The 12,922-nt window shown below is 44.8% G+C and carries 10 protein-coding genes; 2 read left to right on the top strand and 8 right to left on the bottom strand.

The window, feature by feature from the left end; translation table 11 throughout:
• Nucleotides 1–49: 49 nt before the first annotated feature.
• Together hisC and FD17_RS12400 are read right to left on the bottom strand one after the other, a co-directional pair.
• Nucleotides 50–1,162 carry a histidinol-phosphate transaminase gene (gene hisC, locus FD17_RS12395; RefSeq protein WP_057826493.1) on the bottom strand — a complete coding sequence of 371 codons (1,113 nt, stop codon included), beginning with the start codon at nucleotides 1,160–1,162 and terminating at the stop codon, nucleotides 50–52.
• A 137-nt stretch (nucleotides 1,163–1,299) separates the two neighbouring features.
• On the bottom strand, nucleotides 1,300–1,884 hold the full coding sequence (locus FD17_RS12400) for a peptidylprolyl isomerase (protein ID WP_057826494.1): 585 nt from the start codon (nucleotides 1,882–1,884) through the stop codon (nucleotides 1,300–1,302).
• A gap of 153 nt (nucleotides 1,885–2,037) precedes the next feature.
• Here FD17_RS12400 and FD17_RS12405 point away from each other — a divergent pair, with 153 nt between their 5' ends.
• Complete coding sequence (locus FD17_RS12405) at nucleotides 2,038–3,291, top strand: MFS transporter (RefSeq protein WP_057826495.1); 1,254 nt, start codon at nucleotides 2,038–2,040, stop codon at nucleotides 3,289–3,291.
• Nucleotides 3,292–3,370: 79 nt separating this feature from the next.
• Nucleotides 3,371–4,414 (top strand): zinc-binding dehydrogenase, encoded by a 1,044-nt coding sequence (locus FD17_RS12410; RefSeq protein WP_057826496.1) that lies wholly within the window; start codon nucleotides 3,371–3,373, stop codon nucleotides 4,412–4,414.
• 185 nt (nucleotides 4,415–4,599) lie between these two features.
• Here the strand turns inward: FD17_RS12410 and FD17_RS12415 are convergent, their stop codons facing one another.
• The 6 genes from FD17_RS12415 to FD17_RS12440 all read right to left on the bottom strand — a co-directional run bounded on the left by FD17_RS12415 (nucleotide 4,600) and on the right by FD17_RS12440 (nucleotide 12,694).
• On the bottom strand, nucleotides 4,600–6,798 hold the full coding sequence (locus tag FD17_RS12415; RefSeq protein WP_057826497.1) for a heavy metal translocating P-type ATPase: 2,199 nt from the start codon (nucleotides 6,796–6,798) through the stop codon (nucleotides 4,600–4,602).
• 1 nt (nucleotide 6,799) lies between these two features.
• Nucleotides 6,800–7,243: a CopY/TcrY family copper transport repressor gene (locus FD17_RS12420; RefSeq protein ID WP_057826498.1), complete on the bottom strand. Its 444-nt coding sequence runs from the start codon at nucleotides 7,241–7,243 to the stop codon at nucleotides 6,800–6,802.
• A gap of 160 nt (nucleotides 7,244–7,403) precedes the next feature.
• A complete protein-coding gene (locus FD17_RS12425; RefSeq protein ID WP_057826499.1) occupies nucleotides 7,404–7,913 on the bottom strand; it encodes a GNAT family N-acetyltransferase in 510 nt (169 codons plus the stop codon).
• A 149-nt stretch (nucleotides 7,914–8,062) separates the two neighbouring features.
• Entirely contained in the window at nucleotides 8,063–8,878 is an 816-nt protein-coding gene (locus FD17_RS12430; protein ID WP_057826500.1) for a hypothetical protein, read from the bottom strand.
• A gap of 27 nt (nucleotides 8,879–8,905) precedes the next feature.
• Entirely contained in the window at nucleotides 8,906–9,829 is a 924-nt protein-coding gene (locus tag FD17_RS12435; protein WP_057826501.1) for a GH25 family lysozyme, read from the bottom strand.
• 327 nt (nucleotides 9,830–10,156) lie between these two features.
• A complete protein-coding gene (locus FD17_RS12440; protein ID WP_057826502.1) occupies nucleotides 10,157–12,694 on the bottom strand; it encodes a M1 family metallopeptidase in 2,538 nt (845 codons plus the stop codon).
• Between the last annotated feature and the right edge of the window lie 228 nt (nucleotides 12,695–12,922).

Raw genomic sequence — 12,922 nt, forward strand, 5'->3', positions numbered from 1 at the left:
GCGTTAACTGGGACTTTTGTCCCAGCCCCGTGTTTTTGTTTATCTTCAATTAGTTGGCAAGAACAGCGGTTAATTTGGACAAGAAGAATTCTAATTCTTTGTGTGTGCCAACTGTCACCCGTATATGATGAGGATATCCCCAAGGTGTACAGTCACGGATGATCACGCCCTGCTTCATCAATTCATCAACAACCGTTGTGGCATCAGGTGCCCCTTCAGGCAGCTTGGCAAAGACGAAGTTGGCTTGGGATGGGGCTACCGTGAACCCTAGTAACCCTAATGATTCAACCAAGCCTTCCCGATCACCCAAAATCTTTTTCAGGGTTTTATCGATTTCGGCTTTATCAAACTGCATTGCCGCAGCAGCCCCGGCAATCGCCGTCCGGTTGGTATTGAAGGGCTCCGTCACAGTATCGTATGCCTGAATGGCTTCGGGATCGGATAACACGTAACCAAGGCGGGCGCCAGCCAAGCCGTAAAACTTGGAAAAGGTCCGAACGACCATTACTCGTTTATGACCGATATATCGAATGAAATTGGCCAGGCTCAAATGATCGGCAAATTGGGCATATGCCTCATCAACAATCACCCAAACATTTTCCGGAACGTGGTCCATGAACGCTTCAAGCTTGGAAGCATCGGTAATCGTCCCAGTTGGGTTGTTGGGGTTGCAAATCCAAATTAATTTTGTCTTATCAGTTATTTTCTGTTCAAATTGATCCAAGTCAAACTGATAATCAGCAGTCAACGGAATTTCAATCACTTTGGCGCCCATCAATTTGGAAACTTCACGATACAAACGGTACGATTGCTTGGCGATGAGCACTTCATCACCTTCATTGATAAACATCTTGGAGATGGTCTCAATGATATTGCCGGCGCCGCTGCCTAAAGCAACGTTTTCCGGCTTTAGTCCGGTTTCGTCAGCCAGAAGCTTCTTCATGTTGACAAAGTCATCTTCGGGATATCGATTCAAGGTGCTGATACTGTGAATCATCGCGTTCTTTGAATGATAGTACGGCGCATACGGGTTTTCATTGGACCCCAATTTCACCACTTTATCCAAATGATACTTCCTGCGAACTTCGTCTTCAGTTTCACCTTGAATATATGGCTGAGTAATATTAACTTCTTTTCGATACGTTTGATCAAATTTAACCATAACTTCACCGCCTTAATCACAAGTTTCTGATATCTACAAGACTATCGTACCGCGAATAAGGCCTGGATTGTGAATTATTGATTGTTTAATTCCACAAAAAAAGTTCATCCTCATTATTGGAGATGAACTTCTTTGAATTACTTTTCAATTGTAACCGAATCCATCACAACGTCTTCGTCAGGCTTATCCTGAGCGTTCTTATCGACCTTGCTGATTTCTTTAACAACGTCCATGCCGTCAATCACTTGGCCAAAGACAGTATGTCTGAAGTCCAGCCATGGTGTGCCGCCATTCTTGTATGCTTCAATGATTTCTTCAGGATAACCGGCGGTCTTCATCTGTGAAATCATGCCATCATCCACGTGTTCGTTGGTCACGATGAAGAACTGACTGCCGTTCGTGTCGGGACCAGCGTTGGCCATCGACAATGCCCCGTTGATGTTGAACAATTCAGGTGAAAATTCATCAGCAAAGTTGCCGCCAAAGCTGCTTTCACCGCCCATACCGGTTCCGGTTGGATCGCCGCCTTGAATCATGAAATCGGGAATCACCCGGTGAAAAATGACGCCGTTGTAGTAACCCTTTTCGGCCAATGCAACAAAGTTCTCAACAGTTTTTGGTGCTTCTTCAGGGAATAACTGAATTACAATATCACCGTGGTTGGTCTTAATGGTTGCTTTGGGTCCCTTTGCGTTCTTTAAATCTAATTGAGGTAAAGTCATCATATATCTCCTTTAATTTCCAATCTTTGTCTTAAATGAGCTTATCACAACCATCACCCAAAGTCTTGAACTTTGATGGTATTTTAACCGTTTTTATGCCGATTCCTGTACAATATGGATAAAAGTTAATTTATGAAAAATGAGGTGTTCAAGATGAGGGTTAATCAGAACCATTGGCGCCGTAACATTTACTTATTTTTGGCCAGTCAATTTCTAACCGGGATCACCAGCATGATTGTTCAATATGCGATCATCTGGTACCTGACCAAAGAGACCGGCTCAGCGACAATCTTAAGTATTGCCACAATTTTGGGCATGCTGCCGATGGCTTTACTGAGCCCATTTGTCGGTCCATTAGTCGATCGTTGGAATAAGAAAGCGTTATTGATCGTCCCTGACGTTGTGGCAGCTATCTTTGCGATCATACTGTCAATTTCAGGCGGCGTCTTTCACGTTTTTCCAATCTGGCTGATTTTTGTTTCGCTGTTAATGCGGTCAATTGCCCAGACATTTCAGATGCCCACCATCCAATCAGTCATCCCGACGATGGTTCCGGATACAGAACTCACCAAAATCAACGGTCAGTTGGGAATGGTCCAGTCAGCCAACATGATTATCGCACCGGCACTGGGGGCTTTTCTATTTGCACTGATCCCGCTGCAATATTTGATTTTGCTGGATGTCTTGGGCGCGATCCTGGGAATCAGCATTTTGATCTGGGTTCAAATTCCAAACAACGAAAAGATTGACGCAGCCCTCCACATGCTCCACAACACCAAACTGGGCGTCCAGCAGCTGATGCATAACAAAGGGCTCTGGTACATTACCATTACCGGTGCGGTCTTCACACTGCTGTATATGCCCGCTGCCAGCATGTATCCGTTGATGACGATGAAATACTTTCAGGGAACGGTTGGCCAGGCCGGCTTTATCGAAGCGCTGTATTCCGGTGGGATGCTTGCTGGTGGTGCAATCATCGGAATTTGGGGCAACTGGCGGGATCGAATGAAGCCGGTGATTATCGCATTCTTTCTAGTTGGCGTTCCCACCGGTTTGAGTGGTCTTTTGCCAGGCAACCAAAGCGGCTTTATGTGGTTTGCCATCCTTAATGTGATTGAGGGGATTGCAACGCCGTTCTTCAGCACACTGCTGATGGCCATGATCCAACAAAGCTATCCGTCGCAACAACTTGGCCGAGTGCTGGGCGTGTTAAATTCCCTGATGAGTCTTACCGGGCCGGTCGGGTTAATCTTTGCCGGTCCAATCGCCGATGCTTTGGGGGTTGAAACGTTGTTCATCATTGCCGGGGTTGGAACGGTTATCTGCGGAATCTTTGCGTTGATGGTGCCAATCATGCGGCAGTACGATATTAAGCTTCAGAAACAATTAGCCAATACCGATAAATAATTTCGATGACTGCTTGCCTTAAAGTCAACTTCAAGGTTTACAATGACCTTGTAAATACATTTAACAAGGAGATCAAGATATGAAATCAACAATGTTTGTTAAACCCGGAAAAGTTGAAATCAAAGAAATTGACAAGCCAACCATTCAGGCAGAAGACGACGTCATCTTACACATTGTCCGCGCCTGTGTCTGCGGGTCCGACCTGTGGGCCTACCGGGGCTTGGAAGATAAAGAACCAAATTCTGAAAACAGCGGCCATGAAGCCATCGCGATTGTCGATCAAGTTGGTGAGAAGATTACCACCGTTCAACCCGGTGATTTCGTGATTGCCCCATTTACTCACGGATGTGGCCACTGTGCCGCCTGCCGTGCCGGTTATGAAGGCAGCTGTCAAAGTCATAACGATAACTTCAGTTCCGGCTATCAAGCCGAATACGTGCGTTACCAACACGCTGAGTGGTCATTGGTTAAGATCCCGGGCCATCCTGAAGATTACAGTGACGGCATGTTAAATTCCCTGCTGTCGCTTGCCGATGTCATGGCAACCGGTTATCATGCTGCCCGGACAGCCAACGTCAAGCCCGGCGACACAGTTGTCGTTGTTGGTGACGGTGCGGTTGGCCTTTGTGGTGTCATCGCTTCACAAATGCGTGGTGCCAGTCGGATTATTGCCATGAGCCGACACGCTGATCGTCAGAAGCTTGCTAGAGAATTTGGTGCGACTGATATCGTTGCCGAACGGGGTGACGAGGCAGTTGCCAAAGTCATGAAATTAACCAACGATTCCGGCGCTGATGCCGTTTTGGAATGTGTTGGTTCTGAGCTTTCAACCGATACCGCCATGAGAGTTGCCCGTCCGGGTGCCACAGTCGGTCGAGTGGGCTTACCACACACCCCCAAAACCGACCTTACCAACTCGTTTTACGGTAACCTCGGGATTGCCGGTGGTCCGGCATCCGTAACGACTTATGATAAATCAGTCCTGTTGAAGGCTGTGTTAGATGGTGACATTCACCCTGGCAAGGTCTTCACCAAGCGATTCAGTCTTGATGAGATCGATGATGCTTACCAGGCAATGGCAAAACGTGAAGCAATCAAATCATTGGTTGTTGTGCAAAAGTAAGGAGTGTGATGAAAGGCGGGTTTGTTTCCGTAGCATAACCTAGGATAACTTTTTGAGNAGCAGCCTTTCAGAACACGTTTTGGCTATATAAAAGTAAAAAACGCAAAGGAGCTGTACAAAACGTTCGTTTTGTACAGCTCCTATTTATTATCACATGATTCAACAGAATTTAATTCTGCTGAGTCTTAGTCATTCTTAATCTTATCAGCAGTCAATCCCATTGCGTTAATCGCAACGATGACTGTCGACATTGCCATAACAACAGCTCCAACGGCTGGGTCCAAGATAAGTCCGGCAAATGCCAGAATACCGGCTGCCAATGGAATGGCAATGATGTTATATCCGGCTCCCCACCAGAGGTTTTGAACCATTTTACGGTTGGTAATTTTGGCTAAATCAAGGAAGTGAAGAATATCACTTGGTTCTGACTTAACCAGGATGACATCAGCGGAATCGATTGCAACATCAGTTCCGGCACCGATGGCAACCCCAATATTAGCTTCTGCCAAACTTGGCGCATCGTTGACACCATCACCGACCATGATGACGTGATTGCCCTTGGCTTGATACTCGGAGACAATCTTTTGCTTGTCGTTAGGCAACAAACCAGCATGGAATTCGTCCAGACCAAGTAATTTGGCAACGTGTTCGGCCGCTTTCTGGTTATCACCAGTCAGCATAACGGGGGTAATCCCGCGTTTCTTTAATCCGTTGATCAAAGCTTTAGCGCCGGACTTGATGGTATCACCTTCAGCGACCATCCCCAAAACCTGTTTGCCTTGAAGAAGGAAGCTGACCGAATTACCTTTGGCTGCCCATTGATCAGCGGTTGCGTTATCAAATGAAATTCCATTTTTGGTTAAATAATTTCCATTAACAATCGTGTAAGTCTGACCATTAATTTCACCCGAAATTCCAACACCGGGGATATTTTGTGAGTTCTCGGCTGCTTTAACAGTGATGCCTTTTGCTTCTGCGGCTGAAAGAATCGCCTGTGCCAGTGGATGAGTCGAGTTACTCTCAAGGGCTGCCAAGTTGCTCAACAATGATTTTTCGTCGCCGTCACCAGTTGGAACAACCGCATTGATGGTAAATTTACCTTCAGTCAGGGTACCGGTTTTGTCCAGCAGGACATGGCTGACATGTTGACTTGCTTCAATTGCCTGACGATTTCGAACCAAAAGACCATTTTGGGCTCCAATTGCAGTTGAACGGGCAATTACCAATGGAACCGCAAGACCCAATGCATGAGGACAAGCGATCACAAATACCGTGACCATCCGTGTGACCCCAACTGAAAAGCCTTGGGGCAACCATGCAAAGAAGGCAATGATACCGATTGACAAGGCTGCGTAGAAAAGATACTTGGCAACGAGATCTGCCAGACCTTCAGCCTTAGATTTTGATTTTTGGGCTTCTGAAACCATCTTCATCACTTGTGACAGGTAGCCAGATTCACCGGTCCCGGTAATTTGGACAGTTAACGTTCCGTTATTATTGGTCGCACCACCGATCACCTTATCGCCAGGATTCTTGTTAACAGCGGCAGATTCACCAGTTACCAAGGCTTCATTAACGGTTGACTGACCATTTGTGATGGTTCCATCGGCAGGAATACTTTCGCCTGCACGAACCTGAAATGATTGGCCAACCTGCAGATCGGATACTTGGACATCTTGGGTTTCACCATTATCAGTAACCAAATGAGCGGTCTTGGGTAAGAGGGCAGCCATTTTTTCAACCGCATCCCCTGCGCCCATCACAGCGTTCATTTCAATCCAGTGACCCAACAGCATGATCAAAATCAAAGTTGCCAGTTCAAACGAGAAATCCATCACGTGGGTTGCTGTGGCTAACAGATTATTGGCAATGAATGCGTAAATACTATAGAAGTATGAAACGGAAATACCCAAAGTAACCAAGGTCATCATGGCTGGTTCTTTGCTTTTAACTTCGGCCCAGGCACCCTTTAAGAATGGTGAACCGCCATAGAAGTAAAGTGCGGTATCAAAAAGCAGAATCGCAATCCCTTCAAACATTGGTGCATTGAAATTCAGAATGGAGACATTGAGTCCCATAATTGGTGCCAGCAATAACACTGGAATTGCCAAAACAACTGACACCCAAAATTTTTGCTTCAGGTTCCCCATGTGCATCATCTGGCCGCCATGCATCATCATGTCGCCTGACATATCCATATCACCGTGGTCCATGTCGCCATGATCCATTTCCATATTCGAATGGCCCATGTTGCCCATGTCCATTTGGGAATGATCCATCTGACTCATGTCGTGATCCATCTTCATTTTTGAATGGTCCATCTTTGAGTGGTCCATGCCGCTCATATCATGATCCATCTTCATGTTATCTTTATTACTTGCCATTTCAGCTATCCTCCTCGCATGTCATCTTCCCGGGAAGACAGTTGCAATCAACCATCTCTGGGGCATCCTTGGCTTTTTCTGCCAAGATCTGTTGTAGTTCTTCAATATCACTTTTTGAAAGTTCACGGGTTTTGATCACCTGAGCAATCGTCGACCCTGCCCGCATCGCACACATATGATCAAACAAATCATCTGCGGCCGCGGACATTGACTCTTTCTCACCGACAACCGGCTTGAAGGTAAATGGTCGGCTTTCACCAATCTGTTCAACAGCGCCCTTCTTAATTAAACGGTGGAGCAGTGTCTTGGTGGTTGAATCTGACCAGCCTTGGAGTTCGTCCATCGCATTAATCAACTCACGGCTGGTTGTTTGACCCATCGTCCAAATGGCTCTCATGACTTCCCATTCGGAATCGGTGATGGTTACGTTTTTTGCGTCTATCATTTTAACAACCTCATTTTTAAATTTTGTATTTAAGTTTACGTTTGTAGCTCTCAACAACACTAAGTCTACATCTGTAACTTATGTGATGCAAGGATTTCTACTTAAAATTTTCTGTTAATACATAAAAAAGTGACCGGAACCCCGTTCCAATCACCTCTCTTCATCGATCAATTTGATTAAAATGTTTTCCCAAGATATCTAAGCTGCGACGTTTGCCATCCATTTCCGCAACATCGGGTAAATGGCCCCAGGTCTCAAAGCCATTGTGTTTGAACAGCTTTTGACTGGGTAAATTGTGGCTGAATATGAATGCGACCAACCCGTCCAACCCTAATCTTACCAGCTGACTTTCAACAAAATCGATTGTCTGCTGGCCCAATCCATGATGACGAAAATCCGCGTCAATGTAGACACTGATCTCTGCAGTATTGTGGTAGGCCGGTCGACCATAGAATGATTCGAGACCAACCCAACCGGCGATTTGGCCATCATCTTTAATCACCCATAGCGGTCGGGTATCGGGATTAAAAGCATCAAACCACGGCTGCCGTGATTCAACCGAAACTGGCTCGAGATCAGCCGTGGCCAGTCGGGTGGGGATGATTTCATTATAAATTTCAACAATTTTTGGCAATTCATCTTGCGTTGCATTTTCGAATTTAATCGTCATTCAGACACCTTCAAACTTTTGATTTTATCCATAATTTTATAGCAACAACTGCTTTGTGACAACGTCACATACCAATGTTAGCTGGCCAGCCGACATGATAAAAAATCAAGCTTCCATATCTAGGAAAGCTTGATTTAGTCGAAAGAATTTTATTTCATGCTGGCTGCCATTCGAATGGCAACCGCCGGATCATTAGCTTTTAGTCGATAAACGACACTGCCATCCTGCCAAGTAATCACCTGAGAAGAAGTGCCAACGTTGAATTTAACAACGCCTTGGGTATTTGGTGCTGGCAACGCATAGTTTTCAAACATATTTACACTTGAGACCGCCAGTTTTTTTGGAGTGGTGTTGTTAACTGGACTACCATGAACACTAATTGACCAATTACCTTCGTTCCAAGAAATGTATTCCTGTCCGGCTCCTGATTGCATATGACCGACAATCGAATGGCCCAAATCAACTTTTGGAAGGCCTTTGATCTCGGAAGCAGCAGTGTAATCCAAGTGGTTTTGAGCTTCAGTAGATGATGAATAACTGCGTTTTGCTAAGACCGCATATGGAGTCTCACTTTTAACGCTGGCATCATTTACTGCCAATGCATCATTTCCAAGACTGTAGTAAATTGTGCTGTTGGCAGAATTGCCTGAGTATCTGATATGAACGTTCTTAGACGTATTGCTCAAGCCAGACTCTTGTGGCAACAAAGTGTCTGTCAACTTGCTCGATAAGTCTTTAGTCAACGATGAAAAATCATATGATTGACTGTCAGATTGAGAACCATCAGCACCAGAAGTTGTTGATGCGCTCTGCTGGCTGGTTGAACTCGATTGCGCTTGTGAAGAACTGTTTTGCATATCTGTTTTAGATTCGTTATTGGAATTTTGTTTACTGGAGTTGGTGTTGCCACAACCTACCAGGATCAGGCTCAGTAGCAAAACGCCACCTAATTTATAGAGTTTCATTATTTTCCTCCAAACATTTTGATCATATTATTGCACATAATTTTTGTTGGCGGTTAAGTATCGACCATCGGCAGTTTCGAAGTAGTATGCACCACTTGCCCGCTTATGGATGGCGGTTACCGATACCTTGGTACCAGGCTGAACTTTAACTACCCGATTGGCCTTCTTGAAGCTGGTAGAATCATATAAATAAATTTTCTTGGTAGTGGTAACGCTCGTAACAACATCGGTAAAGTAAGTTGGTTGAGACGTATCAGCTGATTGAGCACCGCCGATCCACCAAGTGATTGGTTTGCTGGAATTTAAAATTGTGCTGGCATCAACTGATTCTTTTAATGCGGGAACGTATTTTTTGTTGGTATATTGCCAGAGGTCCGTTTGAATGGTTGGCCGTGATGAATAGTTGGCAATCCATTGGGCATCAAAGCTCTTTCGGGCAGTATTGGCATGAGCAGTGGCAAATGATTGGTAGGAATAGAAGACCAGCTTTTTGCCGGTTAATGAGCGCATCTGATTATACCATGCTTTAACCGCGGCGTTGCTTGATCCTGATGTCACATCGTTTTCTTCGTAATCCAATACATAGAATTTAGCGTTCTTATTGGAATTCTGGTAGAAAACATTGGCTTCATTTCTGGCACTGGCTGCACTGGTAAAGGTTGCGTAATCGTACTCACCAAACGGAATGCCATACTGAGTATACAGGTTCGTATTGTTGGTTGCGTATTTATCCTGATAGTTGGCACCATATTGACGCCGATTGATGATAAAGGAAACCTGGCTCTTTAAATTGGAAACTTGTGAACCGGTCAGTTTCCCCTGCCACTCAGAAATATCCGGGATAATCGTTGTGTCTGCTGATGCTTTGGCCGCTCCGAAAAACGAAACTGACAAAATAACTGTCAGTACCGAAAGAATCACAATCCGTACCTTTTTCTTCAATATACTCATTCAAAACCACTCCGCATTAATTTATTTGTTTATACCCAAGTTCAAAATGGATAAACAGTTGTCGTTATTTCACTCAACCAACATATTCCAGAATCCCAGCCAACACAAGGGGGCATGAATTGAATTTTAAAATATTACAGCTGCAAACCGCGCTCTGGTAGGTTTGCGATTGTTTCTTTTCAAGAATGTTATAAATGTGTAACATTACTCAGCAAATATCGCTGCCACAACCATTGATGAATGAATCAGAATACGTTACTTATCCAGCATTGACCCATAACAAAAAGCCTCATCAATATGATGAGACTCCTTTGATCGAGTAAAAAGCTACTTAACGGTTTTCGAAACTGCTTCATTCACAGCATCTTTTTCATCCTGAACTAATTGAACCCGACTATCGATGACACTGATATCCATCTTAATCTCACGGGTCAATCCAGGTGTTGGGATCTTGGGTTCAAAGAATGATTTGAATTCTTCCAAGCGTTGTGGTGTGTGGAAAACACTGGAAATAACGGTAATGTAGGTTGCAAATTCCATGTCGCCACCGACTGTATCTTCAAGCCATTGCCAGTCGTTACGAATCCAATCCCAAGCTGCCTGTTGACCATCGTCATTGGCAAGAACACCGCGGAACCAGGCGCGTAAATCTTGTGGCTTGATGGTATCGGCCTCTTCAAATTTACCAACCAATTCAGCAATCAGCTTAGGATCGGTTGTACTGGTTAATGCTGCGCAGATGTCCTGCTTGTAGCTGGCATCCGAAGTCTTGCGGTAAGCATTCAGCAAGTTGTCAAACAATGCTTGACTGCCGAAGTTCTTGACTTCATTTCTAAGAACAAAGACCCGAACATCAGCTGATAAGTCTGCCAAATGATTTTCATTTTCTTTAAATAACGAATGGGCAGAAGCCATTGCATCAGCGTTCTCAGCATATAATCCGGCACTCAAAATATATGGTCGGGTGAGTTGATCATCGTTGGACTCGCCTGCTTTGGGAGCAAATTCCAAACGATCCAGCTGGGCTGAACTCAGTTTGTCGAAGAGTTCCTTCAGTGCCTTTTCTTCTGGTGACTTAGGTGTCACAAACTTCTTCAAATTGTTGGCAACCCGGTATAAAGCGGCATTGACAATGTTTGAATGGCTGTCAGCAAATCTTGGCAAAAGCGGCACGATGTTGGCATATGAATTCTTCCGGCCATCTGCCAATAAACGCAGATCCTGAAGAATTTGAAGCTGTGAAATTGCATCCAAATCATTCACATGATCAAGAATATCTTTCATCAATGTTTCATCATATTGAATAATGAAGTGGGAATTGTTGCCGATGTTTAAGAAGAATGGCTTGCCGGTTGATTGACGAAGCTCATCATAATTACCGATGGTCAGGGTCTTATCTGACATGATTTCAGGAACGACATCGTAGTTGCTGTTGAGTGGAATCTGCCACTTGCGGCCGGCATCCTTGCCGTCTCCGATAAAGAACTGATGTTGTGACAAGGTCAGATTGCCGTTCTCGACTTTAGCCGTGACAACCGGATACCCGGGCTGTTCCAACCATGAGTTCATGATTGACCCCACGTCTATGCCGGAAGCATCGCCCAATGCCGACCATAAATCAGCGCCGGTTGCGTTATGGAACTTGTGGGCAGTGAAGTAATTCTTCAATCCTTTTCTCAGGGCCTCATCACCCACAAGTGCCCGAGCCATGACCAACATTCTGGCACCTTTGGCATACACGATTGCGGCATCAAAAATTGAGTCAATTTCAGCCGGGTTCTCAACTTGAACGTGGACGGATTGAACCCCATCGGTGGCATCCCGTTGAAGAGCCGCAGGAACATCGGAAGTTTGGAAGACCTCCCAGATGTGCCAGTCCGGTTCAATGGCATCAATGGCAACATATTCCATCATGTTGGCAAAGCTTTCGTTTAACCAGAGATCATCCCACCACTTCATTGTAACAAGGTCACCGAACCATTGATGAGCCAACTCATGGGCAATCACGGTGGCAACTAACTGTTTCATTTCAAATGACGTGTTCTTAGGATCTAACAATAAGTATGCTTCCCGATAAGTGACCAAGCCCCAGTTCTCCATGGCGCCGGCCGAGAAATCAGGTAATGCCAGCTGCCAGGAATGTGGAAGTGGGTATGGTGTTTGATAGAAGTCTTCATAAAATTCAATTGAGCGTTTGGCAATATCCAAGGCAAAGTCCAACTCATCGGCCTTATGTGCCTTAGTCGCAAAGACGCCGACTTTCACACCGCTCTTGGTTGTGGTTTCTTTACTTTGAAGTTCACCGAATCCAAATGCAATCAGATAGGAAGACATTCTCATGGTCGTGTCAAAGTAGTGGACGCCATTTTCAGTCTTGACCTCAGGCATGTTGCTGATGATCGTCTCGCCTTCGTGTTCGTCATACTTGATGGCCAAATCAAAGGTTGCCTTTGCTTCGGGTTCATCGACACATGGAAAGGCTTGACGAGCAGCCGTCGTTTCAAATTGGGTTCCAATAATCTGCTTCTTAACCCCGTCAATTTCATAATATGAAGGATAAATGCCCATCATGGTATCGGTCAATTTGGCGCTAAACTTGATTGCCAAGGTAACCTCACCCATCTTGGGCAGGTCAATGTGAATGGCCTCGTTATTGTCATCGGTTGTAAATGGGACATCGTTACCGTCAGCGGTGACTGATTCGATTGTTAAAAACTTTTGGTGAATTGAGATTGACGATGTTTTCGCCTCACCCGTGATAGTTGATATTCCGGAAAAGTGCTTGTTTTCCCGATTGATATCCAAATAAATATTGTAGTGACTGGGTTGAAATTTTTCGTAGAAATGTGTTAAATGCTCTGCCATGAAGTGCCTCCTTGAGAATTTAGTTAATTATATTATACGACTCTAACAATGCTTATGTCGCCAGAACGAATAAACATTGTACTTTAACTAAACAAACGCATCACAATCTTATCCTGTATCTGATCAGGAATTAACTTGAGAAGCTTGGCAGTCAGGTACTCTTGAAATTTAATCTGATATCGTAACTTCGGCTTTTTAGAAGCTGTCTAAAATCTCTTAAGTAATAGT

It is taken from the genome of Lentilactobacillus sunkii DSM 19904, assembly GCF_001435575.1.
Classification (GTDB): domain Bacteria; phylum Bacillota; class Bacilli; order Lactobacillales; family Lactobacillaceae; genus Lentilactobacillus; species Lentilactobacillus sunkii.

What these genes read in the sequence shown, in the direction of transcription:
- hisC (WP_057826493.1), bottom strand. Translation starts at nt 1,162, where the DNA reads ATGGTTAAATTTGATCAAACGTATCGAAAAGAAGTTAATATTACTCAG.
- FD17_RS12400 (WP_057826494.1), bottom strand. Translation starts at nt 1,884, where the DNA reads ATGACTTTACCTCAATTAGATTTAAAGAACGCAAAGGGACCCAAAGCA.
- FD17_RS12405 (WP_057826495.1), top strand. Translation starts at nt 2,038, where the DNA reads ATGAGGGTTAATCAGAACCATTGGCGCCGTAACATTTACTTATTTTTG.
- FD17_RS12410 (WP_057826496.1), top strand. Translation starts at nt 3,371, where the DNA reads ATGAAATCAACAATGTTTGTTAAACCCGGAAAAGTTGAAATCAAAGAA.
- FD17_RS12415 (WP_057826497.1), bottom strand. Translation starts at nt 6,798, where the DNA reads ATGGCAAGTAATAAAGATAACATGAAGATGGATCATGATATGAGCGGC.
- FD17_RS12420 (WP_057826498.1), bottom strand. Translation starts at nt 7,243, where the DNA reads ATGATAGACGCAAAAAACGTAACCATCACCGATTCCGAATGGGAAGTC.
- FD17_RS12425 (WP_057826499.1), bottom strand. Translation starts at nt 7,913, where the DNA reads ATGACGATTAAATTCGAAAATGCAACGCAAGATGAATTGCCAAAAATT.
- FD17_RS12430 (WP_057826500.1), bottom strand. Translation starts at nt 8,878, where the DNA reads ATGAAACTCTATAAATTAGGTGGCGTTTTGCTACTGAGCCTGATCCTG.
- FD17_RS12435 (WP_057826501.1), bottom strand. Translation starts at nt 9,829, where the DNA reads ATGAGTATATTGAAGAAAAAGGTACGGATTGTGATTCTTTCGGTACTG.
- FD17_RS12440 (WP_057826502.1), bottom strand. Translation starts at nt 12,694, where the DNA reads ATGGCAGAGCATTTAACACATTTCTACGAAAAATTTCAACCCAGTCAC.